The organism is Methylobacterium sp. Leaf88 (genome assembly GCF_001422795.1).
GTDB lineage: Bacteria > Pseudomonadota > Alphaproteobacteria > Rhizobiales > Beijerinckiaceae > Methylobacterium.
The window spans coordinates 1-25,876 of record NZ_LMMK01000049.1 but is presented as its reverse complement, the minus strand read 5'-3'; the positions used below and the strand labels follow the sequence as shown (position 1 = coordinate 25,876).

Here is a 25,876-nt window from a genome sequence, read left to right as displayed (position 1 = left end):
TCCGTCAGTCGAGGTCGGAGCGGTAGTGAAGCATGGCCGTCCAGCTCTGGCGATACTCGATGGGGTCGCCCGTGAGGGCGACGGCGACCCGGCGCACCAGCAGCAGGGGCGCCCCCGGCGCACAGCCGAGGGCGTCCGCCATGGCCGGGCTCGCCCGGTCGGTGGCGATCGTGTCCCGGGCCCGCGCCACGGTCTGGCCGCAGCGCGCCTGGTAGAGCACGTAGATCTCCTCCAGCATCTCGGCGCCGGGCTCCGGCTTCAGCGCGGCGAAGGGCTCGGCCGGCAGCGCGATGCGCTCGTAGATCAGCGGCACGCCGTCCTCGCTGCGGGTCCGCAGCAGGACCAGCACCTTGGCGCCCGCCCCCAGCCCGAGGGCGGCCCGGTCCTGCGCGTCGGCCCGCGCGGTCCCGGCGGCGAGGACGCGGGCCACCGGGCGGAACGGCCGCCCGTCGCCGTGGACGAAGCGCAGGAAGCGGAAGCGCGACCGGTCGCTCGAATGGGGCACCACCTGCGTGCCGCGCCCGTGCTGGCGCTCCAGCAGGCCCTGCCCGACGAGGTCCTCCATGGCCTTGCGGATCGTCCCGATGGAGACGCCGAGGTCGAGGGCCAGCTGCGGCTCGCTCGGCAGGTAGCCGCCCGGCTTCCAGGTGCCGTCCACGATCCGGCGCAGCAGCAGGTCGCGGGCCTGCAGGTAGAGCGGACGGCTCGCCAAAGGCCCGGTCATGGGGGCGGTCGTGGACGCGGTCGTGGGCGCGTTCATGGGTCCGGTCACGGGCGCGATCTCGGGCGCGGCCGGCGACGGGACTTCGGGATGCGCCTGGGGGGTGGGGGCGCCGCGCATGCGGTTCGACATCGGCAACTCATGTATATGACATATGACCGTTGACAGCGATTGGCACGAGGCTATCGTGGCCCTCGGCACCGGACCAGAGAATTCGGGCTCAAGGCAGGAGGAACACATGGCACTCGGCCGTCTCATCCGGCTCTGCGGCGCCGCGGCCCTGATCTCGGTGGGGCTCTCGGCGAGCCTTCTGGCCGGCGCGGGGTCCGCCCGGGCGGAGGCCTCCGTGGTGCGCCTCGCCAAGCAGTTCGGCATCTCCTACCTGCCCCTCACGGTGATGGAGGAGGAGCACCTCCTCGAGAAGCAGGCCCGTCAGCAGGGCCTGGAGCTCAAGACGGAGTGGCTGCGCTTCACCGGCGGCTCGGGCATGAACGAGGCCCTGCTCTCGGGGAACCTCGACTTCGCCGCCGGCGGCGTCGGGCCGATGCTGACGATCTGGGGCCGCACCCGCGGCAACCTGATGATCAAGGGTGTGGCGGCCCTCAACGCGATGCCGCTCTGGCTGGTGACCGTGAACCCGGCCGTTTCCTCGATCAAGGACTTCACAGAGAAGGACAAGATCGCCCTGCCCACGGTGAAGAGCTCGATCCAGGCGATCACCCTGCAGATGGCCGCCGAGAAGGCCTTCGGGCCGGGCCAGCAGGGCAAGCTCGACCCCCTCACGGTCTCGATGGGCCATCCCGACGCCCAGACGGCGATGCTCGGCGGCCGCTCCGAGATCACGGCGCATTTCGGCGCCCCGCCGTTCCAGGAGGTGGAGCTGAAGGACCCCAAGGCCCGCAAGGTGCTGGACAGCTACGACGTCCTCGGCGGGCCGCACACCTTTAACCTCGTCTGGGCGAGCAGCCGCTTCGTCACCGCCAACCCGAAGATCGTGGCCGCCTTCCGGGCCGCCCTGGAGGAGAGCCTGGCGCTCATCAAGGCCGAGCCCGCCCGGGTCGCCGCGCTCTGGATCAAGGCGGAGAACGCCCGGCTCACCGAGGCGGAGGCGGTGGAGATCATCCGCGCGCCGCAGACCCAGTGGACCAGCGCGCCCCTGAACATGCTGGCCTATCTCGATTACATGAACCGCGCCGGCCTCGTGGCCGCCAAGGCCGCCGACCAGGGCGAGCTGTTCTTTCCCGGCGCCGCCGCCAAGGCGGAGCGCTGAGGCATGAGCGTGTCCGCTCCCACCCCCGCCCAGGCCGATCCCACGGTCGAGGCCGTGCCCGGCGCGACGCTGAGAGTGCGCATCCGGCGGGACGGCGGCTTCCAGGCCTTCACCGTGGCGCGGCGCCCGGCCCAGACCATCCTCGACGTGGTCACCGAGATCCAGCGCGAGCAGGACCCGACGCTCGCCTACCGCTTCGCCTGCCGGGTTGGCATGTGCGGCTCCTGCGCCATGACGGTGAACGGGCGCCCGCGCTGGACCTGCCGCACGCGGGTCGCGGCGGTGGCGGAGGACGACGGCCTGACCCTCGAGCCCCTGCGCAACCTGCCGGTGGTCAAGGACCTGGCCGTCGACATGGAGCCGTTCTTCGAGAAGTGGACGGCCGCCCACGGGGCCTTCGAGCCCGGCGACGCGCCGCCCGCGGACTTCGCCGTGGTGGCGCCGGATTCGCCCGCGCGCCGGGCGGTGGATGCCGGCATCGAGTGCATCAATTGCGGCGTCTGCTACGCCGCCTGCGACGTGGTCACGTGGAACCCGGACTATCTCGGCCCGGCCGCCCTCAACCGGGCCTGGACCCTGGTGAACGACGTGCGCGACCGGGGCCAGGCGGCGCGGCTGGAGGCCGTGTCCGGGGATGCCGGCTGCCAGTCCTGCCACACCCACATGAGCTGCACCGAGCACTGCCCCAAGGCCCTGGCGCCGACCTTCGCCATCGCGGGGCTGAAGCGCGCCACCGCCCGGTCTGCCCTGAAGCGGCTCAGCGCCCGGCATTTCCGGAGGTCGGCATGAGCCCGCTCCTCTACGTGGCGCAGCGCGGCACCGCCGGGATCCTGGCGGTGGCGGTGGCGGTCCATCTCGGCACGATCCTGTACGCCGTGCGCGGCGGGCTCACCGCCGGGGAGATCCTGGGCCGGACGCAGGGCAACCTGGCCTTCCTCGTGTTCTACGGCGTCTTCGTGGTGGCGGCGGCGATCCACGCGCCCATCGGCCTGCGCAGCATCCTGCGGGAGTGGACGCCCTGGCGCGGACGCTCCCTCGACGGGGCGATGCTCGCCGTCGCGGCGCTCCTCGTCGTCCTCGGCCTGCGCGCGGCGCTCGCGGTCTACGTCGCATGAGCGCCGGGACGCAGACCGCCGCCCCGCGGCCAAGGAGCCTCCGCGCCGCCCGTCCGCGCGCGGGCTTCGCCGCCGCCCTGCTGCACCGCCTCTCGGGGATCGCCCTGGCGCTGTTCCTGCCGATGCACTTCATCGCCCTCGGCACCGCCCTGCAGGGGGCCGACCGCCTCGAGAGCTTCCTCGGGCTGACCCACAACGGCTTCGTGCGCGCGGCCGAATGGGGCCTCGTCAGCGCGCTGGCCCTGCACATGGTCCTGGGCCTGCGCGTGCTGGCCCTCGAGTGGTTCGTCACCCGGGAGCGGACGGCGCTCGTCGTCTCCGCCTGCGTGGCGGCGGGGTTCGCGGTGGGGCTCCTGTTCCTGCTCGGCGGCGCCTGAGCCAACCCTTCGAAGGAGACCGGCATGGATCTCGACCTCACCGAAGTCGAAGCGGTGTGCAAGGACCTCTACGTCCGCGCCCTGAAGCTGCTGCCGCCGGACATCAAGGCGGGCTTCGCGGATCTCGCCCGCGAGGAGACCAGCGCCACCGGCCGGGCGATCCTCGGCACCATGGTGGAGAACATCGCGGTGGCCGAGCGCACCAAGAACATCCTCTGCCAGGACACCGGCATCCCGATCTACAACGTGGTGATCGGGCGCGACGTGCGCGTCGAGGGCGCCGACCTCAAGGCCGCGATCCGGCGCGGCTGCGAACGCGCGACCACCGAGCATTCCTTACGCTCCTCCGTGGTCCACCCGATCACCCGCGTGAACGAGCAGACCTCCTGCGGCATCCGCGTGCCGATCATCCATGTGGATTTCGACGATCGGCCCGAGACCGTCTCGGTGGAGATGATCCCGAAGGGCTCGGGCTCGGAGAACGGCTCGTTCCTGCAGATGCTGCTGCCCTCGGACGGCATCAACGCGGTCAAGCGCTTCGTCATCGACCGCGTGATCGAGCTCGGCGGCCGCGTCTGCCCGCCCACCATCGTGGGCGTCGGCATCGGCGGCACCTCGGACCTGTGCATGCATCTGGCCAAGGTGGCGGCCACCCGCAAGCTGCGGACCGCCTGTTCCGATCCCGACGGCGCCCGGATCGAGGCGGAGCTGTCGCGCGCCGTCAACGAACTCGGCATCGGCCCCCAGGGGCTCGGCGGGCGCTCCACCAGCTTCGCCGTGCATGTGGAAATCGCCGCCACCCACATCACCCAGAACCCGGTGGCGGTGAACATCCAGTGCCACTCGGCCCGCCGGGCGAGGGCGACCTTCACGCCGGGCGGCATCGCCTTCGACTGAAATCGCCGCCTCCGGGAGGGCCTGCGCCATGCACCACGTTCTCGACATGCCGGTCGACGCGGCCCAGGTCCGCGCCCTGAAGGTCGGCGACACCGTCACCCTGCGAAAGACCCTGTTCGGCATCCGGGACGCCACCCTGATCCACATGTTCGACCGGGGGCGCCGGACCCATCTCGATCTCACCGGCCACGCGGTGATCCACACCGCGCCCAACGTCCACCGCGTACCGGTCTCCCCCGAGGCGCCGGTGGGCTACGCGCCGTTCTGCATCGGCACCACCACCTCCATGCGGATGGAGCGCTTCACCGACGCCCTGATGCGGCGCGAGGGCGTGCGCCTCATCGTCGGCAAGGGCGGCATGGGCCCCCAGACCCTCGCGGCCTTCGCCGAACACGGCGGCGCCTACCTCGCCATCGTCGGGGGCGCCGCCGCCCTGGAGACGACCTGGATCGAGCGGATCGACGACATCGACCTCGACGACCTCCACCCCGAGAGCCTGTGGAAGTTCGCGATCCGCGACTTCGGCCCCCTCCTGGTCGGCATGGATTCCCACGGCGGCTCGCTCTTCGCCGACGTCCAGCGCGACGTCGCCAGCCGGCGGGATGCCGTCATCGAGAGCCTGGGAGCCGCCTGATGCGCGCCGTGCCGACCACCGTCGAGACCGACATCCTCATCCTGGGCTCGGGGGGCGCCGGCCTGTTCGCCGCCCTCCACGCCAAGAAGGCCGCCCCCGACCTCCAGGTCACCGTCGCGGTGAAGGGCCTGCTCGGCAAGTGCGGCTGCACCCGCATGGTCCAGGGCGGCTACAACGTCGCCCTCGCCCCGGGCGATTCGGTCGAGCGCCACTTCATGGACACGATCGAGGGCGGCAAGTGGCTGAACAACCAGGAGCTGGCCTGGACCCTGGTCACGGAGGCGCAGGTCCGCATCCGCGAACTGGAGACCGAGCTCGGCTGCTTCTTCGACCGCAACCCCGACGGCAGCGTCCACCAGAAGGCCTTCGCCGGTCAGACCTTCGACCGCACCGTGCACAAGGGCGACCTCACCGGCATCGAGATCATCAACCGCCTGTCCGAGCAGGTCTGGCGCCGGGACGTCCGGCGCCTGGAGGATCACCGCGCCCTCGAGCTGATCCCGGCCGCCGACGGCTCCGGCCTCGCCGGCGTGCTGATGCTCGACATGCGGACCGGAATCCCGGTCCTGGTCCGCGCCCGGGCGACCCTGCTCGCCACGGGCGGCGGCCCGACCATGTACAAGTTCCACACGCCCTCCGGCGACAAGACCTGCGACGGCCTCGCCATGGCGCTCCGCGCCGGCCTGCCCTTGCGCGACATGGAGATGGTCCAGTTCCATCCCACCGGCCTGCTGGCGGGCGCGGGCACGCGGATGACCGGCACGGTGCTGGAGGAGGGGCTGCGGGGCGCGGGCGGCTACCTGCTCGACGCCTCCCGCGAGCGCTTCATGCAGCACTACGACCCGCGGGCGGAGCGGGCGACCCGCGACGTCGTCAGCCGCTCGATCATGCGGCGGATCCGCGACGGCCACGCCACCCCCCATGGCGGCGTCTACCTCCAGATGAGCCATCTCGGGCCCGCGGACGTGGCCGCCAAGTTCAAGGGCATGGTGGAGCGCTGCGCCGATTGCGGCTTCGACCTCGCCGGGGGCCTGGTCGAGGTCATCCCCACCGCCCACTACATGATGGGCGGGGTCGCCTTCCGCCCCGGCTGCGGCACCGAGCTGCCGCGCCTCTACGCGGCCGGGGAGGATACCGGCGGGGTGCACGGGGCCAACCGCCTCGGCGGCAACGGCGTCGCCAACTCGACGGTGTTCGGGGGCCTGGCCGGTTCCGCCATGGCCCGCGACGTCCGGGGCGTGCGACGCCTCGCCGAGCCCGATCCTCACGCGATCGAGGCGGGGCTCGCTCGCGCCTACGGCCCTCTCGGGCGCCCGGCCGGCGACCTGGAGGCGATCCGGGAGGCCCTCTACGCCACCATGTGGGACGATGTCGGCATCCTGCGCGACGCGGCCGGGCTGGCCCGGGCCGGGGAGCGCCTCGACGCCCTCGCGGCCGCGGTGGCGGAGGCCGGCATCCCCGACGGCGACCGCCGCTACAACCTGACCTGGATGGACCGGCTCAACCTCGAGAACCTCGTCCGCGTCAGCCAGGCGATCCGGGCCGCGGCCCTGGCCCGCACCGACAGCCGCGGGGCGCACTTTCGCGAGGACTTCCCCGACGCCTCCGATCTCGCCACCTCGCACTACACCGTGGTGCGCCAGGCCGGGGAGGGGCTCGACGTCACCCTGGAGCCCGTCGCCTTCACCCATGTGCGCCCGGGCGCCTCCCTCCTCGACGCGGCGGCCTGAGGCCGCGCCCCCACCCGACGGATCGCCGAGAGAGACGCCATGGACCAGTCCCGGGGCCGGCCGCGCGGAGCCGACATCGTCGTCGAGACGCTGGAGCGCCTCGGCGTCCGCCGCATCTTCACCCTGTCGGGCAACCACATCATGCCGATCTTCGATGCCCTGCTGGGCACGGATATCGCGGTGGTGCATGTCCGCCAGGAGGCCGCCTGCGTGCACATGGCCGATGCCTGGGGCCGCCTGACCGGGGAGGTCGGGGTCGCCCTGGTCACCGGCGGCCAGGGGCAGACCAACGGCGCCGCCGCCCTGTTCACGGCGCTGGCGGCGGAGAGCCCCGTCCTCCTGCTCTCGGGCCATGCCGGCCTGTCGGAGCTTGGGCGCGGCGCCTTCCAGGAACTCGCCCAGGCCGACATCGCCCGGCCGATGACCAAGGCCTCTTGGACGGCGGCTGCCGTCGACACCCTGGCCGACGACGTCGCCCGGGCCCTGCGGATCGCCCGCGCGGGCCGGCCGGGGCCCGTGCATCTCAGCCTGCCGGTCGACCTCCTGGAAGCGCAGGCCCCGGTCGCTCTCTCGGCCGCTCCCCCGGCACCCGCCGAGGCCGCGATCCGGGTCGGCGCGCCCGGCGCCGACCTCGTCGCGGCGGTGGCGGCGGAGCTCGGCCGGGCGCAGCGCCCCCTGATCCTGTGCGGCCCGGTCGCTTGCGGCGCCGAGGGGCGCGCCCGGATGGCGGCGCTGGAGGCGGCCTCGGGCGTGCCCGTCCTCGGGATGGAGAGCCCGCGCGGCCTCAACGATCCGAGTCTGGGCGCCTTCGCCGAGGTGCTGGCCCAGGCCGACTGCCTCGTGCTCGTGGGCAAGCCCCTCGACTTCACCCTGAAGTTCGGCGAGGCGCCCGCGGTGGCGCCGGCCTGCCGCTTCGTCGTCGTCGACCCCGACCCCGCCCTCGTCGCGCGGGTCGATCCGGCCCGCCTCGCCGTCTCGGGCACGGCCGATGCGCTGCCGACCCTCGCGGCCCTGGCCGGCTCCTGCGCCGGGGGGCGCCCGCGCGCGGGGACGGACTGGCCGGCCACCGTGCGGGCGGCTGTGGCGTACCGGCCCCCGGACTGGGATGACCGGCGCGGCCCCGAGGGCCGCCTCCATCCGGTGGAGCTGTGCCGCGGCGTCGCCGCCTTCCTCGACCGGCATCCCGGTGGCACTCTGATCTGCGACGGGGGCGAGATCGGGCAATGGCCCCAGGCCCTGGTGCAGGCCCCCCGGCGCCTCATCAACGGGGTCTCGGGCACCATCGGCGCGTCGCTGCCCTTCGCCCTGGCGGCCCGCCTCCACGACCCGGCGGGGCCCGTGGTGGCGGTCCTGGGGGACGGCACCTTCGGCTTCCACATGGCCGAGTTCGACACCGCCGTGCGCTACGGCCTGCCCTTCATCGCCGTGGTGGGCAACGATGCCCGCTGGAACGCCGAGTACCAGATCCAGCTGCGCCAGTACGGCGCGGCGCGGGCGCGCCACTGCGACCTCCTGAGTTCCCGCTACGACCGCGTCGTGACGGCTCTGGGCGGCCACGGGGCCCTCGTCACCCGGGCCGAGGACCTGTCCGGGGCCCTGGAGGAGGCGCAGGCCAGCGGCCTGCCGGCCTGCCTCAACGTGCTGATCGAGAGCGTGCCCGCCCCGGTGATCCGCAGGCCGAAAATTTCCGTTCCGTAAGGCGGGCCGACCGCATCCCCCATCGCGAGTCCGGTCCAGGGAGGTTCACATGCGCCGACGCGACGTACTGGCCCGGGGACTGCTCGGCGCGGGACTGCCCCTCCTCGGGGGCCTGCGCCCGGCCCGGGCCGAGGTGCGGGCGGTCACCATCGCGCGCCAGCCGAGCCTGGGACACCTGCCGCTGATGCTCATGGAGGAGCAGGGGCTGCTCCAGACCCACGCCGCGGCCCGGGGCCTGTCGGGGCTCGGCGTCCGCTACGTCACCCTGGCGGGCGGGGCCGCGATGAACGACGCGCTCCTGTCCGGCTCGATCCAGTTCGTGGCCGGCGGCGTGCCGCCCCTCGTCCTGCTCTGGTCCAAGACCGAGGGCACCGCCATGGCGGTGAAGGGCGTGGCGGCGATGAACGCCATGCCGCTCCTCATGAACACCAATGCGGAGCGCATCCGCTCGCTCGCCGACTTCACTGACCGGGACAAGATCGCCCTGCCGGCCGTGAAGGTCTCGGTTCAGGCCATGTTCCTGCAGATGGCGGCCGAGAAGGCGCTCGGGGAGGCGCGGCGCAACGACCTCGACCGCCTGACCGTGACTCTGTCGCACCCGGACGGCATGGCCGCCCTCCTGGCCGGCCAGGAGGTGACCGCGCATTTCACCGCCGCGCCGATCCAGGAGCTGGAGCTGCGCAGGCCCGGCATCCGGACGATCCTCAACTCCTTCGACGTGCTCGGCGGACCCTCGACCTTCAACGTGGTCTGGGCCTCCGCCGCCTTCGTGGAGGCCAATCCCACCCTCCACGCCGCGTTCACGGCGGCCCTGGAGGAGGTGGTCGCCTCCATCGCGGGCGACCCCCGGGCCGCCGCCCAGGCCTATGTGCGCCTCGCCCGCGACGGCTCCGACGTCGGCCTCATCGCGTCGATCCTGGCCTCGCCCCAGGTCAGCTTCACGACCACGCCCCAGGCGATCCTGCCCGTCGTCACCTTCATGGCCCGCACGAAAACGATCCGCCGCGGCGCCCGGGACTGGCGGGAGCTGTTCTTCGCCAACGTCCACGCCAAACCCGGCAGCTAAGTCCAGCTTGGCAGCCGAGGCCTCGTCCACCGCGCCTCAGGGCACGTCGGGGCGCGGATCCGGCACGAAGCCGTCGCGGTTGGGCATCCGCACGGCGGCGAGGCTCCTCGCCTCCAGGACGGCGTCGTCCGGGACCAGCCCGTTCAGGTTCAGCAGGTAGCCGACGACGGCGTAGACCTCGTCGTCCGTGAGCGATTGCGGCGCGTTCATCGGCATGGCCCGGCGAACGTAGTCGAACAGCGTCGGGGCATAGGGCCAGAAGCTGCCCACCGTCTTCACCGGCTGGGCCGAGGCGAGGGTGCCCTGGCCGCCCACGAGCCGGTCGCCGAGGCCGCCCTCGCCCTTCGCGCCGTGGCAGGACGCGCAGCGCTCGGCGAAGAGCGCGCCGCCCTGGGCGACGCTGCCTCGGCCGGCGGGAAGCTTCCGGCCGTCCCGGTCGATGTCGATGTTCCAGGCGGCGACCTCCGCCGCGGTGGCGGGGCGCCCGATCCCGTAGCGGGTCTCGGCCGAGGCCGGGCCGGCCGAAGCGATCGCGGCCGAAACGACCGCGGCCAAAGCGGTCGCGGCCAAGCCGATCGCGGCCCTGGGGCCCATCCGGAGGGCGGTGCCGTCACGCCTTGGGATAGCCATTCGACACCTCTCCGCTCTCCGCGATGCGCCAGGGGATGACGGCGTTGTTGTGGTAGAACGAGTTCAGGCCCCGGGCCCCGGCCAGTTCGGAGAAGAGCGGCTGCACGTAGCCGGTCTCGTCGGTGGCCCGGCTCTGGATCACGGCGGGCTCTCCGTTCCAGGTCCAGGCCAGGCGGAACCGGGTCAGCGCCTTGTCGAGGACGGGCGCCTGGAGCTGCGCCGCCTGCCAGCTCCGGCCGTCGTCCACCGAGACCTCGACCCGGGCGATCGTGCCCCGCCCGCTCCAGGCGATCCCGGTGATCTCGTTGAAGCCGGGCACGATCCGCTGCGTCCCCGACGGCCGCGTGATCACCGACTTCGCCTCCATGGTGAAGGTGAACTGCCGCGCGGTCCCGTCCGGCATCAGGTCGGTGTACTTGGCCGTCTCCTCGCGGGAATAGGCCGGCGCGTCCGTCACGTTGAGCCGGCGCAGCCACTTCACGCTCATGTTGCCCTCGTAGCCGGGCAGGAGCACGCGCAGGGGGTAGCCCTGCTGCGGGCGCAGGCGCTCGCCGTTCTGGCTGTAGACGAGCAGCGCGTCGTCGAGGCACTTCCCGATCGGGAGGCTGCGGGTCAGCGCGGCCGCATCCGCGCCCTCGGCGATCACCCACTTGGCGCCCGGCTGGAGGCCGGCCTCCTCCAGCACCGTCCTGAGGCGCACGCCCGTCCATTCGGCGCAGCTCACCAGCCCCACCAGGTCGGAGGCGGTGCGGCCCGCCCGGATCGCCTTGAAGTCGGGGTTGCCCGAGCACTCGATGAAGTGGATCTGCGACACGCTCGGGAAGCGCCGGACGTCGTCCATGGTCAGGACCAGGGGCCGCTCCACCAGGCCGTGGATCATCAGGCGGTGCTGGGCCGGGTCGATCGCGGGGACGCCGCCATGGTGGCGCTCGTAGAACAGCCCGTTGGGCGTGATGATCCCGTCGAGCTCCTGCAGCGGCGTGCGCACCGATGCTGAGGTGTATTGCTTGAGGGTCTTCGGAATGTTCTTGACGACGGTCTTCTCGAACGGCGACGGCGTCCCGTAGGGTTGCGCCCCGGTCTCCGCGCCGGGGGTCGTCATCCAGGGCGGCACGCCCGGCGGACCGCCGGCCGGGGACGCCGCCGCGGCCGGTTCCGCCGCGCGTGCGGCGACGAGGCCGCCGCCGACGAGGGCAGTGCCCCGCGCGAGGAAGGACCGGCGCGACCTCGACGCGACCTCCGTGGTATTCCGGACGCGGTCTTCGTCGGATTCTGGTCCGCTCACGCTGCGTCTCCTTCACCGGGTCGGGGCCGTCGTCGGCAGCGCGGAGTGTAGGACCGCTCACCCGATTCCGTCATCCCCTTTCGGGTCTCCGCCAGCACAGCGTCGCAACGGGCAGGCCTCGCCGGGAGCGGAAGCGGAATTTTGCATGTAAGACCAAAAGGTATGCATTAAGGTTCTGGACAGGGATCGGGTGCGCGCCGCATGATCTCGCTCCCGGATCTCAGGCGGAGGTGCGCGCCATGGGTGGTTGTTGGCTCTGTGATACGCCTCAGGGAGCATTCCGCATCCAGCGAACGCTCCTGGGGCAGAAGGATTGTTACGTGGTTCTGCTGGACCACGACGTTCTCGGAACCTGCGAGACGGCGGAGCAGGGGCTCCGGATGCTGACCGAGGAGCACGCCTACAAAGCCGCGTGCGGGCTGGACCTGGCGCGCTTGCCGATCCCCCGCTCCCTGAACGGGTGGACCTTCGCGCCGGCCGCGTCGCATCGGACGGCCAACTGAGCGATCCGTCCGGGGCGGCCCGATCCCGTCGCCCCGCGATGCTCACGCCTCGCGAACGCCCGGCTTCTTCCCCGCCTCGAAGATGAACTCGACGCCGACCCCCTCGAGAGCCCGGCGCACGGCCAGGATCGTGTCGGGTCGCGGCTGGATGGCGGAATTGGAATCCTCCAGGCGGTTCAAGGTCGAGACGGAGACGTTGGCCAGCTTGGCCAGTTCCTCCTTCGACAGGCCGGTCAGGCCGCGGGCGGCCCGCACCTGTCCCGAGGTCAGTCCGGCCTCGGCCGAAGCCGTGGCCGTCGCCTGCGGGGAGGGCGGCGGCGACGCCTCGGTGCCGGAGGCGCCGTATCGATTCCGGCCCGGGACGTTGAGGCAGACGCCGACCCACTCCCGCACCGAGCCGTCGCGGTTCAGGACCGGAGCGCCGCGGGCGTTGAACCAGCGGTAGATGCCGTCCGCGCACAGCACCCGGTAGTCGGTGTTGTAGGGCGCCGTGTGCTCGACCGCCGTCATCCAGGCCGCCTGGGTCCGGGCGCGATCATCGGGATGGACGGCGTTCAGCCAGCCCATGCCCTCCATTTCCGCGTGGCTCTGACCGGTCAGGGCCATCCATTGCGGCATCTCGCTGGGTTCGCCGTTCGCCTTGTTGAGCCAGAAGACCGCGGCGGTCGCGGCGATCAGGGCGTTGAGGCGGTCGTGGCGCTGCATGACCGCATTCATGGCATCGTGACGCGCCGTCACGTCGAACACCACGCCCATGCCCTGGTTCGGCTTGCCGTCCTGCCCCAGGATCACCTCGGCATGGTGCAACAGCCAGCGCTGGGTGCGGTCCGGGCGGATGATCCGGAACTCGCGGCTGATCGGTTGGCCATTCCGCAGCACCGCGATCTGATCCGCGTGGGCGGCCTTGTCGTCGGGGTGGATCATGTCCAGGCCGAACCCGAAGGTTACGCGGGAGGCCGGGTCCAGGCCGAGAATACGGTAGAGTCCCGGCGACGCGTCGACCTCTTCTCTGCAAAGGTCCGCGGACCAGAAGCCCACCTTGCCGGTGTCTTCGATGAGCTTGAGGAAGTGCCGGGAGGAGAACGCCCGCAGGGTTCCGTTGCCATCGGATGCCGTCTGGGGGCGCATGAGAACTCTCGTGGGCACAGGCTTCCCCTTTGGCTCCAGCGATTCGACCTGCCTGCTGTCCTTATAGCTCCGAAGCGACTTGCCAATGGGTGAAAAGACACCTGGCTTGGCATTCGTACCGTGATGCCCCCCGGGATGCGCTGCGGGGAGGGGCGCACGGCTCATCCGACGGCATGCGCGTCTTCGTCTCCGCGTGGACGAAAACAGGCGCGAAAACAAACGATTGAAACGCGCCTCGACGGTGAAGGGCCCGCCTTCCCACCCGAAGACCGGCTTCAACGCCTCGGTCATCAGTTCCGGCTCGTTGGCCACATGCGAGGATGGGGCATGACAGATTTCGTTTCAGCCGGGTGCGAGCCTTGGACGTTGCATCCCGGATGACAGAAAATGCGACGCGAAAATTTGGAGATACCCCCGAGTTTCGGGGATTTGCCTGTGTTTGCGTTATGTCCGCATGCCTAGCTTGCACCAGTAACGGCAGCCTGTCCGTTGCATGGGGATGGCGATGTTCTGGGGTGGCGATGAACTGAAATCGAAGCTCAGTGCGCTCGATGCCTCCCAAAAGTCGATCGAGTTCGACCTCGACGGCATCGCTGCCTTCGTCGGCGAGATCGCCCGCCGGACCAGCCGCCTGGCACGGAACGCCACCATCGAGGTGGCGCCGGCCCGGGAGCCGGGGCAGCACTTCGCCATCGGCGCCGCTGAGGTGAAGAGCCTAGCCGCCCAGACGGCGAAGGCGACCCCGAGCGTCGGAAGCCAGATCACCGGCATCCAATCCGCCGCCTGGGGGGCCGCCACCGCCATCGCCCGCATCGGGGAGACCATCGGGCCGACGAACGACATCGCGGCCTCCTCGACCGCCGTCCAGCAGCAGGCTGCGGTGGCCCAGGAGATGTCGGCCAGCATGCAGGTGATGACGGTCGCCGTCACCGAGTTCAGCCAGAACGGGGGTCTGATCAAGGTCTCCACCCGCGAGGTCGACGCCTCGACCTGGCAAGGCCGCGCAGCCTCTCGCAGCATGGCCGCCTGATGCCGCCCGTCTCCGCACACCCTGGCCTATCCGGTCGACGGGACGGATCCCCGGACGGATCCTGGGATCGCTTCGCGGTCTTGGACGATGGGCGCACCACCGGTGCGATCGGCGATGCCGGCCCGGAAGGGGTCGAGACCGCTCCGGAGCAGGCCGATACCCCGGCCTCCCCCTCCCAAGACGAAGCACGGCTGGGTGCGGCGGTCCGCGCGGCGATGCTCGGCGAGACGCTGCAACTCGGCCGCTATTCCGCTTTCACCCAGGCGACCGTGGCGCTTTCGCTCGCCGCCATCTTCTGGGACATCGCCGCGAAGACCTACCTCGCCGTGCTGGCCGCGGCGGTGACGACGCTCTGCGGTGCCGCGATCGTCGCCACGCACCGTTACCGGGGTGTCATCGGCGGGGGCGCGTCCTGCCCCTCCACCCGCGGGGCCTTCCGGGTCCTGCACCTGCTCGCGTTCGGGCGCGGCCTCGTCTGGGCGACGATGCCGGCCGTCCTGCTCCCGACCCTCGACAATGCCTATCGGGTCGTCGTCGGCGCCGTCTGCGCCGCCCTGATCTCGCACGCCTACGTCGCCGGCCCCGTCTTCTCCCTCGCCCTTCTGGCGGTGGTCCCGGTGGTCGCCGGCATCTTCATCGGCCTGGCGGGGTGCGAGGGACCGGTCGGCCACTCCGTTGCCCTGCTGCTGACCCTCTACGCGACCTTCGTCTTCGTCAGCGCGCGTCGCTTGTGCGGGCACGCCTACCAGCGCATCCGGGACCGCGTCGTGGTGCAGGCCCAGAGCGAGACGATCGAGCTCCTGCTCAAGGACTTCGCCGAGGGGACGAGCGACTGGCTGTGGGAGATCGACACCATCGGCCGCCTGAGGCCCTCCCTCGAGCCGATCGCCGGCCTGCTGGGCGTCGATCCGGTTGCCCTTCGCCACCGCACGCTCCAAGCTGTCCTGAGGGACTTCGCCGACGAGGCCGGGGGCGCGACCGGGATCGATGCCGTCCTGACCGCCATCGCGGCGCGGAGTCCGTTCCGCGATCACACCGTGCGGCTCCGGACGCGGGACGGCAGGCGCTGGCTGACCCTCAACGGCCGGCCCATCTTCGATGCCCTCGGGACCTTCGTCGGATATCGCGGCGTGGGATCGGACGTGACGGCCAGCCGGGAGGCGCAGGCGCGCATCGCCTTTCTCGCCGGCCACGACAATCTGACCGGCTTGCCCAACCGGGCGGCGCTCCAGGCGGCCCTTCAGGATCTCTGCGGCGAGGCGTCCTCGAGAGCGGGCCGGGGCGTACTGCTCTACCTCGATCTCGACGGGTTCAAGGCGGTGAACGACGGCCGCGGGCATCTCATCGGCGACCGTCTTCTCGGGCAGGTCGCCCAGCGCCTGACGGACCTCTGCGGGTCGGAGGCCACGGCGTACCGCCTCGGCGGCGACGAGTTCGCCGTGGTCGCCCCACAGGCCGGCAAGGCTGCGGCCGAGATTCTGGCCAAAGGCATCGTATCCACCCTTCGACAGTCCTTCCGGATCGATGAGGCGCATGTGGAGATCGGCGTGAGCGTCGGCATCGCCTGCGTGCCGGACGACGCCATCGATCCGTCGAGCCTCCTGTCCCGTGCAGACCTCGCGCTCTACAGCGCCAAATCGGCCGGGAAGGGGCGCTGGCACAGCTTCGACCCGTCCCTCGAGGAGCGCGCTCATCGTCAGCGTCAGCTGGACACGGACATGCGCGAAGCGCTCGCCGCCGACGCGATGGAACTGCACTACCAACCGCTGGTCGACATGCGCAGCGGGCGGGTCACGGGCTTCGAGGCGCTCCTGCGCTGGAACAAGCCCGGGCACGGCTGGGTCTCGCCGGGCGAGATCATCCCCATCGCGGAAGCCACCGGCTTCATCGTCGAGATCGGCGGCTGGGCCCTGCGCCGCGCCTGCACCGACGCGCGCCGATGGCCGGACCTGTGCGTCGCGGTGAATATCTCCTCCATCCACATGCGCAGGCCGAGCTTCCACGAGGAGGTCGCCGCCATCCTGCGGGAGACGGGGCTGGCGCCCGAACGCCTGGAGATCGAGATCACCGAATCGGTCCTGCTCGACCACGGCGACGAGGTCCTGGAGAACCTGAAGCGGCTGCGTGCCCAGGGGGTGCGTATCGCCCTCGACGATTTCGGCACGGGCTATTCCAGCCTGAGCTACCTCACGGAATTTCCCTTCGACAAGGTGAAGGTCGACCGCTCCTTCGTGCGCGACCTTCAGGGGCGGCCCGAGAAGGTCGCCGTCGTCGAGGCGATCGCCCGGATGGCGCGCGCCCTCTCGATGAACGTGACGGTGGAGGGCGTGGAGACCCAGGCGCAACTCGACGTCCTCCGCGCCAAGCGCTGCGACGTCGCACAGGGCTTCCTCTACAGCCCCGCGCGGCCCGCTTCCGAGGTGATGGCCTTGATCGATCGCATCGAGGCGACGTCCTCGCCGGTGCCGGATCAGGCACGGATGCGGACCGCGCTGGCAATCGTCTGAGGCTCGCGGCGGATCACCGCGGTCGCCCCGTGGGCCGCCCATGATGGGTGGGCGCCGACCGACCCGGAACGCGGCCGCTGCGCGCCCTGAGCGACCTGACCTGGTGCGGATGAGGGATGCTTCGGTCCCGAACCTTCTTCGGTCGTCCCGCCGGACCCAGCCAGGCCGGGCCGGAGCGGGTCGGACCACCCTTCTGCCGGGGTGACGGCGGCTCGCAGACGCCCTTCGCACAGGCCTGATCCAAGAGCCAAGAATGGCAGAGAATTTGTCACGATCGTCGGTCTCATGTCGAAAGGATGGTTTTTTTAGCCGTCTGGGCCGCGGAAAGACATTTTTCCAGTGCCGGGCTGAATATCTGATTCAGATATCGTCAAGTGATGTGGTCTCACAATGATGTGATGATCTTGATCGGTCATCGCGAAGATTCGAACAACAAGTCAAACTAAGGGGAGAAATATCCGATGTTCGATTTCATAGGAGCGTCACGTAAGTCGAGGTCCGGCGCCGCAGTTTTTGGCGGCTTGCGTATGCCGGTTCTTGGGCTCGACGCATTGTCGGTCGTCACGACGATGAATCCTGCCATGGAAGACTTGCTCGGGCCGGGCGGAGCCGACCATAAGGGTCGCCGCCTCGACGACCTCTGCCGCGACCTGTCCGGCCAGTCCATCGTCGCCCTCGGGCTGCGCCATCGGCACGACGCCCTGGTCCGCCTGGGCGGCAGACCCTTCGACGTCGCCGTCACGCCGCTGATGGAGGGTCACAGGATCTCGGGCTACGTCCTGGAATGGACCGACGCCACCCCCCGCCTGGAGCGGGAGGACCAAGCGCGCCGCCTCGCCGCGATCGAGGCGTCCCAGGCCGTCATCGAGTTCACCCCGGATGGCACCATCGTGTCGGCCAACGCGGCCTTCCTCGCGGTCATGGGCTACACCCTCGACGAGGTTCGGGGACGCCATCACAGCCTGTTCGTGGAGGCGGCCTACCGGGACAGCCGCGCCTACGCCGCCTTCTGGGACGGCCTCCGGGCGGGCCACGCGGAGGTTGCCGAATTCAAGCGGGTCGCCAAGGACGGCAAGGCCGTCTGGATCAAGGGCTCGTACAATCCGATCCGCGACGGCGCCGGCCAGGTCGCGCGGGTGGTGAAGTACGCCACCGACATCACGGCGCAGACCGTCGAGACCAACGCGCTTCGCGGGCAGGTCGACGCCATCCGCAGGTCGCAGGCCGTGATCAGCTTCGACCTCGACGGCCGCGTCCTCGAGGCGAATGCCAACTTCCTCGCCGCCGTCGGCTATACGGCGGCCGAGGTCGTCGGCCAGCATCACGGCCTGTTCGTCGACGCTGCCCACCGCGCGAGTGCCGAGTACGCCCGGTTCTGGGAAGCCCTGCGCCGCGGCGAGTCCCAGGCCGGGCAGTTCCGCCGCATCGGCAAGGCGGGGCGCGAGGTCTGGATCGAGGCCAGCTACAACCCGGTGCTCGACGCCGACGGACGACCCATACAGATCACCAAGTTCGCCATCGACGTGACGGCCCAGGTCGAGCAGCGGGAACAGGTCCGGCGCCTCGAGGAGGCCTCCGCGCGCGAGCGGGTCGAGGCCGAGGCCCGCCACCGGGCCGAGCGCGTGCAACTGGCCGACGCCTTCGAGCAGACGGTGGGAGCCGTCCTGGCCTCTGTCGCCTCCGCGGCGACCGAGCTGCAGGCGACCGCCTCCGGCATGTCGGGCATCGCGGCGGAGACCGCACAGCAATCGACCGCCGTAGCTGCCGCCGCGAGCCAGGCGGCCGCCAATGTCGGCACCGTCGCGGCGGCCGCGGAGGAGCTCGGGGCCTCGGTCGACGAGATCAGCCGGCAGGTCGCGGGCTCGGAGGTCCTGGCGGGCCAGGCGGTCGCCGAGGCGGAACAGACGGCGACCCTGGTCCAGGAACTCAGCGAGGCCGTGCGCAGGATCGGCGACGTCGTCGCCATGATCTCGGCCATCGCGAGCCAGACCAACCTCCTGGCCCTGAACGCGACCATCGAGGCGGCCCGGGCCGGCGAGGCCGGACGCGGCTTCGCGGTGGTCGCGGCCGAGGTCAAGGAACTCGCCAACCAGACGGCCCGGGCGACCGATGAGATCACCGGGCAGATCGGGCGGATCCAGGGGGCGACGGGAGGCGCCGTGAGCGCCATCGATGGCATCCGTCGGCGCATCAAGGAGATCGACGCGGTCGCGGGGTCCATCGCGGCCGCCGTGCAGCAGCAGGGGGCGGCGACCCAGGAGATCGTGCGCAACGTGACCGAGGCCGCCACCGGGACCGGCGAGGTCACCAGCAACATGTCCGGTGTCGCCCGGGCGGCCGAGGAGACCGGAAGCGCGGCGACCCAGGTCCTCACCGCCGCCTCGGACCTCTCGCGCCAGTCCGAGCATCTCGACGGCGAGGTCTCCCGCTTCCTCGCCAAGATCCGGACGGCGTGAGGCGGCCATGCGCGAAACCTCCGGCCTTCCGTTCGACCGGTCCGCCCACCGTTTCGGCCCGGCGGAGAACCGCGCCGGCCTGGCGGATCTCGAGGCCGGCGGGTGCCGCCATCGGCTCGCCGGCACCTCCGCGTCGATCACGCGCTCGCTGCAGGGCCTTCAGGACGCACTCGTCCTGCTGGTCGCCGCGCTACCGGCCGACGATCCGATGGTCCCCCGGCTCAACGCGGCCGCGCAGAACATGACGCGCCTCGCACGGGCCGTCCTGACCTACGGGGCGGTCCTCGACCCTCACGCCGTGCCGGAGCTCTGAGCCGGGGCCGCCGATCCTTGTCGACGCGCCCCGCCCCTGGGCGGCAGGATTGTCGCCCGAACCCGGGACGCATCCTCGGGAACACCGATCCGCGGGGCGGTGCGACCCGCATTCCGGCGGGTCGCGTGAGCCTGTCGAGCCAAGGTCCGTCCGGGCCGGTTCGGTTCGTCCCGGCCGGGCGCTGGCCGGCGCGAGCGTCAGATCTCCGGCGGCGCGTCGGGCGTGCCCTCGTGGCGGTCGCGATGTGCCGCGGCCCGCGCGAGGAGCAGGAGCGTGACGGGCGTCGACACGGTGAGGAACACGCCGATCAGGGCGTCGCGCAGGACGAGCCGGCCCTCGAGCAGCGAAAGGAGCAGCATGGAACTGATGAGGATCAGGGCCATGCCCAGCGTCGCCCCGAGGGTCGGGGCGTGGACGCGCTCGTAGAAGGTCCGCAGGCGGATGAGGCCGAGGGCTCCGGTCAGCGAGAAGGCGGCTCCGACGACCGCCAGCGCGACCACCAGCCAGGCGGCCCAGAGCGGCAGCTCTGCGCCGCTCATTGGATCACCTCGCCCTGCATCAGGAACTTGGCCAGCGCCACGGTGGCGGTGAAGCCGATCATGCCGAGGATCAGCGCCGCCTCGAAGTAGAGGCCGCTGCCGGTGCGCATGCCGTGGACCACGATCGCCAGCATGCCGTTGAGGTAGAGGGTGTCGAGGCCGAGGATGCGGTCCTGCGCGCGCGGACCGCGCAGCATCCGCCACGCGGCGAGCGCCATCGCCAGCACGAGCATGCCCTGGGCCAGGCCGAGCCCCCAGTCGAGAACGGCGGTGGCGCTCATGCGAAGACCTCCATCAGGGGGCGCTCGTAGCGGTCCTTCACCCGCCGCACCCATTCGTCCCCGCCCGTATAGTCGAGCACGTGCAGGAGCAGGCAGCCGGTCTGCGAATCGTACTGCACCCAGAGCGTGCCGGGGGTGCCGGTGAGGATGATCGACAGGACCGTGATGCCGAAGGGCTCGCGCAGGTCGAGGGGGATCGTCACGAACCCGGTGCGCCGCTCCCCGCGGCGCAGGCCCAGGATGATCCGGGCGACGTCGACGTTCGACCGGACCATGTCGTAGAGTACGACGACGGCGAGGCGCGCGAGGGTGCCCGGCGCGCGCACGAGGACGGCGCGGGGCTGCAGCGCCCGCATTACGGCGGGAACCGACACCCCGACGAGGAGCGCCAGCGCGGCGCTTCCCGGTGTGATCGGGGCGTTCAGCAGGAGCCAGGTCAGGGCGAGGGCGACCGTCAGCAGCGGGTAGGGCAGGAACCGGCTCATGCGCCCGCCCCTCCATGGGCGGCGCCGAGGACGGCCCGGACGTAATCCTGCGGTTGCGCCAGCCACTGGACAGTGGCGTCCGCGTAGGCGAGGGCCGGGCCGCCCCAGAGGGCGAGGGCCAGGCAGGCCGCGAGCAATCCGGCCAGAGCCAGGAACTCGGGCGGGCGAAGCACCGAGGGCGGGTCGTCGCTCGGAACCCAGAGGTTCTGGATGCCGAGACGGACCAGCGGCGCCAGGGTGCCGAAGCTGGAGAGCGTCAGGGCGGCGATCAGCCACCAGGCCGAGGCCGTGATCGGGCCCGTGGCCAATGCGGTGAACATCGCGAGCTTGCCGACGAACCCGGCCAGCGGCGGAATGCCGGCGAGCATCAGCGTGCAGAGGAGAAAGCCGCTTCCCAGGAGCGCGACCGCCGCCGGAAACGTCCGGCCGATCTCGATCGCGTCGGCGTCGTCGAAGGGGTCGCGGTACTCGTCGGCGAAGACCGCCTGCTGGGCCTGCCCCGGAGCGCGGCCCCGCTGCAGGATCTCGGCGAGGAGGAACAGGGCGCCGGCCGCCAGCGTCGATCCCACGAGGTAGTACAGGGCGCCCGCGAGCGCTGCGGCGCTGCCGGTGCCCAGGACCGCCAGCATCGTGCCGGACGAGATCATCACGGCGTAGCCCGCCGCCCGGGTGAGCTCGCGCGCGGCCAGGATCCCGATGGTGCCGTAGGCCATGGTCGCGAGCCCGGCCGCGAGGATCCAGGTCTGGCCGAAGCCGGCGGACAGGCCCGAACCGAACAGGAGCTGACTGAGGCGGATCACCACGTAGATGCCGACCTTGCTCAGGATGGCGAGGATCGCCGCCGCGGGCGCGCTCGCCGCCGCGTAGGTCGTCGGCAGCCAGAAGCCGAGGGGCCAGGCACTGCACTTGATCAGGAAGGCGATGCCGAGCACGGCGCAGCCGATCTCGAACAGGGCCGGTTCGGCGGCCGCCGGCGCCGCGAGCCGCCGCGCGAGGTCCGCCATGTTGAGCGTCCCCATGGTTCCGTAGATCAGGCTGACGCCGACGAGGAAGAACAGCGAGGCGACCAGGTTCACGGCGATGTAGCCGAGGCCGGCCCGGATCCGCATCTCGCCCGAGCCGTGCAGGACGAGGCCGTAGGAGGCGGCCAGCATCACCTCGAAGAAGACGAACAGGTTGAACAGGTCGCCGGTGAGGAAGGCCCCGTTCACGCCCATCAGGAGCAGTAGGAACAGGCCGTGGAAGCGGGGTCCCGCCCGGCCCCAGCGGGCGAAGGAGAAGACGAGGGCGCACAGGCCGAGCACGCTCGCCAGCACCAGCATCAGCGCCGAGAGCCGGTCGGCCACCAGGACGATGCCGTAGGGCGCGTCCCAATTGCCGAGGCGATAGACCTGGGCCGCTGCCTCGGCGCGCAGGGCCAGCACCAGGGCGATGCCGAGAAGGAGAAGCACGGTGACGAGGCTGAGCCCCGATTTCAGCCGGCGCCGCCGCTCGTCCAACAGGAACATCACCCCGGCCACGGCGATCGGCAGCACGATCGGCAGCACCACGAGGTGGTCCGACCAGGTGGTCTCGGCGGTGGCAGTCAGGACGGATGGGGTCATCGGCAACGGGTCATCGCGGAGGAACGCCTCATGCTGGGGGAGCGCGTCCGGCCGGGGAAGGGCGTCACGCTAAGGAAGCGTCTCATGGCTGCGGATTCCCGGGTTGCGGTTCGCCCTGGCCAGGCTCGCGGCCATCCACGTGATCGCTGCCGGTGATGCCGCGGGCGGCCAGCAGGACGACGAGGAAGAGCGCCGTCAGCGCGAAGCCGATCACCAGGGCGGTGAGGACCAGGGCCTGCGGGACCGGATCGTCGACGGAGACCACCTCGGCGCCGGCCCCGAGCACCGGCGGCGCCCCGACCGTCAGACGGCCCATGGCGAAGATGAAGAGGTTCACGGCGTAGCTCAGCAGCGAGATGCCGAGGGCGACCTGGAAGGTGCGCGGGCGCAGCATCAGCCAGATGCCCGAGGCGGCGAAGACGCCGATGCCGAGCGACAGGACGAGTTCCATCAGGCCGGCTCCCTCTCGGCGGCGCGCTCCGCCTCGGCTTCGGCCGCCCGCGTCCGGCGCACGGACTGGTGCGCCAGGGCGACGAGCATCAGCGCGCTCGCGCCCACCACCAGGACCATGATCCCGAGATCGAACACCAGTGCGCTCGCGACCGGCACCTTTCCGAGCAGCGGCGGCTCCCAGTAGGCGAAGGAGGCGGTGAGGAACGGGCGCCCGAACAGCCAGGATCCCGCGCCCGCCAGGACGGCGACCAGCAGGCCGACGCCGATCCAGGCGATCGGCCGGATGCGCAGGCGCTCCTCCACCCACTCGGCCCCCTGGGCCATGTATTGCAGCACGAAGGCGATGGTCAGCGCGATGCCGCCCGCGAAGCCCCCGCCGGGCAGGTCGTGTCCCCGCAGGAACAGGTGCAGGGCGAGCAGGACGATGAAGGGGAACAGCCACGTCATCACCACGCGGGGAACCAGCAGGGCATCGGCGGCGGTGTCGCCGGGGCTGCGGCCGGCCCGTGCCGCGTCGTAGGCATCGTGGCTGACCTGCTGCTTGGGACGTCCGAGACTGTCCGAGGCCGGGCGGAAGCGGCGCAGCAGCGCGAACACCGTGAGCCCGACGATGCCGAGCACGCAGATCTCGCCCAGGGTGTCGAACGCACGGAAATCGACCAGCAGGACGTTGACCACGTTGCGCCCGCCCGCCTGCGGGTAGGCCTCCTCGACGAACCAGCGCGCGATGCCGTCGACCGCCGGCCGCGTCATCACCGCGTAGGCCAGGCCGGCGAGGCCGAGGCCCGCGAAGGCCGCGATGCAGAGGTCGACGATGCGCCGCCGCCGGGCCCGCGCCGCCTCGGAGGCCGGAGCCGGAATCGCGGCGTCGCGCTTGGGCAGCCAGCGCAAGCCCAGCAGTAGCATCACCGTGGTGACGATCTCCACGAGGATCTGCGTGACCGCGAGGTCGGGCGCCGAGAGCCAGAGGAAGGTCAGGCTGCTGACGAGTCCGGCTCCGCCGACGAAGATGGCGGCCGAGAGGCGATGATACTTCGCCCGTTCGGCCGCCCCCACGGCGCAGGCCGCACCGACCAGCCACATCAGGGCGAAGGCGGGGTCGAACGTCGTGGCGCGTCCCGGTGCGAAGAGGTCGAGCCCCCGCACGGCTCCGGCCAGCATGGCGGCCAGGAGCACGGTCAGGAAGAGGATGCGCAACTGCACCTGGAGGCGCTCGCTGCCCAGGTGCCCCTCCAACCGGCGGGCACCGGTCACGAGCCCGGTCATCGCCCGTTCGAACAGCCGGCCGCCGTCGAGCCGGTCCATCAGCCAGGGGCCGCCGCGGGGATTGGCGTTGATCCGCCGCCCGAACACGCCGTAGAGCGCGACGCCCCCTACCAGCGCCACGACGCTCAGGGCCAGCGGCGCGTTGAAGCCGTGCCAGATCGCGAGGTCGTAGTCCGGCGTCCGTGCCCCGAGGACCGACCGGACCGCGCCCGCGAGGGCGGGCCCGATGGTGAGATTCGGCACGAGGCCGATGGCGATGCAGACCAGGACGAACAGTTCGATCGGGATGCGCATCCAGCGGACCGGCTCATGGGGTACCTGCGGCAGGTCGTGGGGGGCGGGCCCGAAGAAGGTCTGGCGGATGAAGCGCACCGAGTAGAGCATGGTGAAGGCGCTCGCGAGCGTCGCCAGGATCGGCAGGGCGAGGTTCAGCCCGTGCTCGCCCGCATTGTCGACCGCCTCGGCCAGGAACATCTCCTTCGAGAGGAAGCCGTTGAGGAGGGGCACGCCCGCCATCGCGGCGGCGGCCACCATCGCCAGCGTCGCCGTGTAGGGCATCGCCCGCCACAGCCCGCTGAGGCGGCGCATGTCCCGCGTGCCCGTCTCGTGGTCGATGATCCCGGCCGCCATGAAGAGCGAGGCCTTGAAGGTCGCGTGGTTCACGGTGTGGAAGATCGCCGCCACGACGGCGAGGGGCGAGTCGAGACCGAGCAGGAGGGTGATCAGCCCGAGATGGCTGATCGTGGAGTAGGCGAGCAGGCCCTTGAGGTCGTGCTGGAAGATCGCGCTCCAGGCGCCCACCAGCATCGTCGCCATGCCGGCGGTGCCGACGATCCAGTACCAGGTCTCGGTGCCGGCCAGCACGGGCCAGAACCGGATCATCAGGAAGATGCCGGCCTTCACCATGGTGGCGGAATGCAGGTACGCGCTGATCGGCGTCGGGGCCGCCATCGCGCGCGGCAGCCAGATATGGAAGGGGAACTGCGCCGACTTGGTGAGGGCACCCGCGAGCACGAGCACCAGGGCCGGGAGGTAGAGCGGGCTGGAGCGGATCGTGTCACCCGAGGCCAGGACCACCGCCAGGTCGTAGCTCCCGACGATCTGCCCGATCAGCACCATGCCGACGAACAGGCAGAGACCGCCGCCCGCCGTGATGGTGAGGGCCATCCGGGCCCCGTCGCGGGCGGACGCATTGTCGGTCCAGTAGCCGATCAGCAGGAAGGACACGATGCTCGTCAGTTCCCAGAATACGACCAGCTGGATCAGGTTGCCCGAGAGCACGATCCCCAGCATCGCGCCGACGAAAGCAAGGAGATAGCTGAACAGGCGCGGGACCGGATCTTCGGCGGCCATGTAGTAGCGCGCGTACAGGACGACGAGCGCGCCGATCCCGAGCACGAGGACTGCGAACAGCCAGGCCAGGCCATCGAGCCGCAGGACGAACTGGACGCCGAGCGTCGGAAGCCAGTCCACCGCCCAGACCAGGCTGCCGCCGGGCGCGGACACCATTGGGTAGAGAAGCCCGATGCAGGCGAGGCACGCCACCAGGGTCGACCCGGCCAGGGTCGCGGCGGCATTGCGCGCATATCCGGGCAGGCTGATCACGGCCGCGCTGCCGAGAAAAGGAAGGATCGCCGCGATGGCAAGGAGAAGTTGAGGCGGCATCAGCTCGGGCGATGAGAGGAACGGGCGGACACGGGCAGCCTCGCGATCGGCCGGAGGCGCCCCTCCGCGAGCGGGGACGCGCCGACGCACGCCACACGGCTATAGCCTCCGGGAGACCGGGTGGCGAGCGCCGCCCGGCGGGAGCTTCCCGAACCCACGACGCGACCCGCCACGGCGGAGGCCGGGCGGGTCGGTGTGAGATCTTGTCGGTCGGGAACGGCTC

General features: G+C 71.3%; 24 protein-coding genes. 14 read left to right on the top strand and 10 right to left on the bottom strand.

The annotated features are described in order from the left end of the window. Positions 1–4: 4 nt before the first annotated feature. A complete protein-coding gene (locus ASF20_RS19260; RefSeq protein ID WP_210166849.1) occupies positions 5–724 on the bottom strand; it encodes a GntR family transcriptional regulator in 720 nt (239 codons plus the stop codon). Between the two features lie 235 nt (positions 725–959). On the opposite strand from ASF20_RS19260, the gene ASF20_RS19255 reads away from it, so the two are divergent. The 9 genes from ASF20_RS19255 to ASF20_RS19215 are packed head-to-tail and all read left to right on the top strand — an operon-like array spanning position 960 to position 9,508. Continuing rightward, positions 960–1,991: an ABC transporter substrate-binding protein gene (locus ASF20_RS19255; RefSeq protein WP_056277022.1), complete on the top strand. Its 1,032-nt coding sequence runs from the start codon at positions 960–962 to the stop codon at positions 1,989–1,991. A gap of 3 nt (positions 1,992–1,994) precedes the next feature. Next, positions 1,995–2,780, top strand: a complete 786-nt coding sequence (locus ASF20_RS19250; protein WP_082501456.1) for a succinate dehydrogenase/fumarate reductase iron-sulfur subunit — start codon at positions 1,995–1,997, stop codon at positions 2,778–2,780. Beyond that, positions 2,777–3,106, top strand: coding sequence for a succinate dehydrogenase (locus ASF20_RS19245; RefSeq protein ID WP_056216303.1), 330 nt, complete (start codon positions 2,777–2,779; stop codon positions 3,104–3,106). The genes ASF20_RS19250 and ASF20_RS19245 overlap by 4 nt, the downstream gene beginning before the upstream one ends. After that, positions 3,103–3,483 (top strand): succinate dehydrogenase, cytochrome b556 subunit, encoded by a 381-nt coding sequence (gene sdhC / locus ASF20_RS19240; RefSeq protein ID WP_056277019.1) that lies wholly within the window; start codon positions 3,103–3,105, stop codon positions 3,481–3,483. The genes ASF20_RS19245 and sdhC overlap by 4 nt, the downstream gene beginning before the upstream one ends. A gap of 24 nt (positions 3,484–3,507) precedes the next feature. Further along, the gene (locus ASF20_RS19235) at positions 3,508–4,380 is read left to right on the top strand and encodes a fumarate hydratase (RefSeq protein ID WP_056277015.1); all 873 of its coding nucleotides are present in this window, start codon (positions 3,508–3,510) and stop codon (positions 4,378–4,380) included. 28 nt (positions 4,381–4,408) lie between these two features. Beyond that, a complete protein-coding gene (locus ASF20_RS19230; protein WP_056216309.1) occupies positions 4,409–5,014 on the top strand; it encodes a fumarate hydratase C-terminal domain-containing protein in 606 nt (201 codons plus the stop codon). Beyond that, the gene (locus ASF20_RS19225; RefSeq protein WP_056216312.1) at positions 5,014–6,744 is read left to right on the top strand and encodes an FAD-binding protein; all 1,731 of its coding nucleotides are present in this window, start codon (positions 5,014–5,016) and stop codon (positions 6,742–6,744) included. The genes ASF20_RS19230 and ASF20_RS19225 overlap by 1 nt, the downstream gene beginning before the upstream one ends. 39 nt (positions 6,745–6,783) lie before the next feature. Then, on the top strand, positions 6,784–8,442 hold the full coding sequence (locus ASF20_RS19220; protein WP_056277014.1) for a thiamine pyrophosphate-binding protein: 1,659 nt from the start codon (positions 6,784–6,786) through the stop codon (positions 8,440–8,442). A 49-nt stretch (positions 8,443–8,491) separates the two neighbouring features. Continuing rightward, a complete protein-coding gene (locus ASF20_RS19215; protein WP_056277011.1) occupies positions 8,492–9,508 on the top strand; it encodes an ABC transporter substrate-binding protein in 1,017 nt (338 codons plus the stop codon). Between the two features lie 36 nt (positions 9,509–9,544). Here ASF20_RS19215 and ASF20_RS19210 read toward each other — a convergent pair whose 3' ends face one another. Together ASF20_RS19210 and soxC are read right to left on the bottom strand one after the other, a co-directional pair. Beyond that, positions 9,545–10,138, bottom strand: a complete 594-nt coding sequence (locus tag ASF20_RS19210) for a cytochrome c (RefSeq protein WP_244476501.1) — start codon at positions 10,136–10,138, stop codon at positions 9,545–9,547. Continuing rightward, positions 10,119–11,423, bottom strand: a complete 1,305-nt coding sequence (soxC, locus tag ASF20_RS19205; RefSeq protein WP_056277008.1) for a sulfite dehydrogenase — start codon at positions 11,421–11,423, stop codon at positions 10,119–10,121. The genes ASF20_RS19210 and soxC overlap by 20 nt, the downstream gene beginning before the upstream one ends. A gap of 320 nt (positions 11,424–11,743) precedes the next feature. Here soxC and ASF20_RS19200 point away from each other — a divergent pair, with 320 nt between their 5' ends. Then, the gene (locus ASF20_RS19200; protein WP_056216322.1) at positions 11,744–11,926 is read left to right on the top strand and encodes a hypothetical protein; all 183 of its coding nucleotides are present in this window, start codon (positions 11,744–11,746) and stop codon (positions 11,924–11,926) included. 42 nt (positions 11,927–11,968) lie between these two features. Here the strand turns inward: ASF20_RS19200 and ASF20_RS19195 are convergent, their stop codons facing one another. Further along, a complete protein-coding gene (locus tag ASF20_RS19195; RefSeq protein ID WP_056277005.1) occupies positions 11,969–13,054 on the bottom strand; it encodes a PAS domain-containing protein in 1,086 nt (361 codons plus the stop codon). Between the two features lie 505 nt (positions 13,055–13,559). On the opposite strand from ASF20_RS19195, the gene ASF20_RS19190 reads away from it, so the two are divergent. From ASF20_RS19190 to ASF20_RS19175, 4 genes are all read left to right on the top strand, one after another. After that, the gene (locus tag ASF20_RS19190) at positions 13,560–14,084 is read left to right on the top strand and encodes a methyl-accepting chemotaxis protein (RefSeq protein ID WP_056277003.1); all 525 of its coding nucleotides are present in this window, start codon (positions 13,560–13,562) and stop codon (positions 14,082–14,084) included. An 80-nt stretch (positions 14,085–14,164) separates the two neighbouring features. Beyond that, positions 14,165–16,591, top strand: a complete 2,427-nt coding sequence (locus ASF20_RS19185) for an EAL domain-containing protein (RefSeq protein WP_244476500.1) — start codon at positions 14,165–14,167, stop codon at positions 16,589–16,591. A 581-nt stretch (positions 16,592–17,172) separates the two neighbouring features. Further along, complete coding sequence (locus ASF20_RS19180) at positions 17,173–19,047, top strand: PAS domain-containing methyl-accepting chemotaxis protein (RefSeq protein WP_244476499.1); 1,875 nt, start codon at positions 17,173–17,175, stop codon at positions 19,045–19,047. Positions 19,048–19,054: 7 nt separating this feature from the next. Next, positions 19,055–19,360 (top strand): hypothetical protein, encoded by a 306-nt coding sequence (locus ASF20_RS19175; RefSeq protein WP_056277000.1) that lies wholly within the window; start codon positions 19,055–19,057, stop codon positions 19,358–19,360. Positions 19,361–19,557: 197 nt separating this feature from the next. Here ASF20_RS19175 and mnhG read toward each other — a convergent pair whose 3' ends face one another. From mnhG to ASF20_RS19145, 6 genes are all read right to left on the bottom strand, one after another. Beyond that, positions 19,558–19,899, bottom strand: coding sequence for a monovalent cation/H(+) antiporter subunit G (gene mnhG, locus ASF20_RS19170; RefSeq protein ID WP_056216333.1), 342 nt, complete (start codon positions 19,897–19,899; stop codon positions 19,558–19,560). Further along, positions 19,896–20,180: a K+/H+ antiporter subunit F gene (locus ASF20_RS19165; protein ID WP_056216335.1), complete on the bottom strand. Its 285-nt coding sequence runs from the start codon at positions 20,178–20,180 to the stop codon at positions 19,896–19,898. The genes mnhG and ASF20_RS19165 overlap by 4 nt, the downstream gene beginning before the upstream one ends. Continuing rightward, on the bottom strand, positions 20,177–20,665 hold the full coding sequence (locus tag ASF20_RS19160) for a Na+/H+ antiporter subunit E (RefSeq protein ID WP_056216337.1): 489 nt from the start codon (positions 20,663–20,665) through the stop codon (positions 20,177–20,179). The genes ASF20_RS19165 and ASF20_RS19160 overlap by 4 nt, the downstream gene beginning before the upstream one ends. Further along, a complete protein-coding gene (locus tag ASF20_RS19155; protein ID WP_056276997.1) occupies positions 20,662–22,269 on the bottom strand; it encodes a monovalent cation/H+ antiporter subunit D in 1,608 nt (535 codons plus the stop codon). The genes ASF20_RS19160 and ASF20_RS19155 overlap by 4 nt, the downstream gene beginning before the upstream one ends. An 82-nt stretch (positions 22,270–22,351) precedes the next feature. After that, on the bottom strand, positions 22,352–22,720 hold the full coding sequence (locus tag ASF20_RS19150; protein WP_056276994.1) for a Na+/H+ antiporter subunit C: 369 nt from the start codon (positions 22,718–22,720) through the stop codon (positions 22,352–22,354). Beyond that, positions 22,720–25,653 (bottom strand): monovalent cation/H+ antiporter subunit A, encoded by a 2,934-nt coding sequence (locus ASF20_RS19145; protein ID WP_056276991.1) that lies wholly within the window; start codon positions 25,651–25,653, stop codon positions 22,720–22,722. The genes ASF20_RS19150 and ASF20_RS19145 overlap by 1 nt, the downstream gene beginning before the upstream one ends. Positions 25,654–25,876: the final 223 nt, after the last annotated feature.

Coding starts and splice junctions, on each gene's coding strand:
- sdhC (WP_056277019.1), top strand. CDS start 3,103: ATGAGCGCCGGGACGCAGACCGCCGCCCCGCGGCCAAGGAGCCTCCGC.
- ASF20_RS19160 (WP_056216337.1), bottom strand. CDS start 20,665: ATGAGCCGGTTCCTGCCCTACCCGCTGCTGACGGTCGCCCTCGCCCTG.
- ASF20_RS19245 (WP_056216303.1), top strand. CDS start 2,777: ATGAGCCCGCTCCTCTACGTGGCGCAGCGCGGCACCGCCGGGATCCTG.
- ASF20_RS19225 (WP_056216312.1), top strand. CDS start 5,014: ATGCGCGCCGTGCCGACCACCGTCGAGACCGACATCCTCATCCTGGGC.
- ASF20_RS19145 (WP_056276991.1), bottom strand. CDS start 25,653: ATGCCGCCTCAACTTCTCCTTGCCATCGCGGCGATCCTTCCTTTTCTC.
- ASF20_RS19175 (WP_056277000.1), top strand. CDS start 19,055: ATGCGCGAAACCTCCGGCCTTCCGTTCGACCGGTCCGCCCACCGTTTC.
- ASF20_RS19190 (WP_056277003.1), top strand. CDS start 13,560: ATGTTCTGGGGTGGCGATGAACTGAAATCGAAGCTCAGTGCGCTCGAT.
- ASF20_RS19180 (WP_244476499.1), top strand. CDS start 17,173: ATGGAAGACTTGCTCGGGCCGGGCGGAGCCGACCATAAGGGTCGCCGC.
- ASF20_RS19155 (WP_056276997.1), bottom strand. CDS start 22,269: ATGACCCCATCCGTCCTGACTGCCACCGCCGAGACCACCTGGTCGGAC.
- ASF20_RS19220 (WP_056277014.1), top strand. CDS start 6,784: ATGGACCAGTCCCGGGGCCGGCCGCGCGGAGCCGACATCGTCGTCGAG.
- ASF20_RS19210 (WP_244476501.1), bottom strand. CDS start 10,138: ATGGCTATCCCAAGGCGTGACGGCACCGCCCTCCGGATGGGCCCCAGG.
- ASF20_RS19255 (WP_056277022.1), top strand. CDS start 960: ATGGCACTCGGCCGTCTCATCCGGCTCTGCGGCGCCGCGGCCCTGATC.
- ASF20_RS19260 (WP_210166849.1), bottom strand. CDS start 724: ATGACCGGGCCTTTGGCGAGCCGTCCGCTCTACCTGCAGGCCCGCGAC.
- ASF20_RS19150 (WP_056276994.1), bottom strand. CDS start 22,720: ATGGAACTCGTCCTGTCGCTCGGCATCGGCGTCTTCGCCGCCTCGGGC.
- ASF20_RS19250 (WP_082501456.1), top strand. CDS start 1,995: ATGAGCGTGTCCGCTCCCACCCCCGCCCAGGCCGATCCCACGGTCGAG.
- ASF20_RS19215 (WP_056277011.1), top strand. CDS start 8,492: ATGCGCCGACGCGACGTACTGGCCCGGGGACTGCTCGGCGCGGGACTG.
- ASF20_RS19230 (WP_056216309.1), top strand. CDS start 4,409: ATGCACCACGTTCTCGACATGCCGGTCGACGCGGCCCAGGTCCGCGCC.
- ASF20_RS19235 (WP_056277015.1), top strand. CDS start 3,508: ATGGATCTCGACCTCACCGAAGTCGAAGCGGTGTGCAAGGACCTCTAC.
- ASF20_RS19165 (WP_056216335.1), bottom strand. CDS start 20,180: ATGAGCGCCACCGCCGTTCTCGACTGGGGGCTCGGCCTGGCCCAGGGC.
- mnhG (WP_056216333.1), bottom strand. CDS start 19,899: ATGAGCGGCGCAGAGCTGCCGCTCTGGGCCGCCTGGCTGGTGGTCGCG.
- ASF20_RS19195 (WP_056277005.1), bottom strand. CDS start 13,054: ATGCGCCCCCAGACGGCATCCGATGGCAACGGAACCCTGCGGGCGTTC.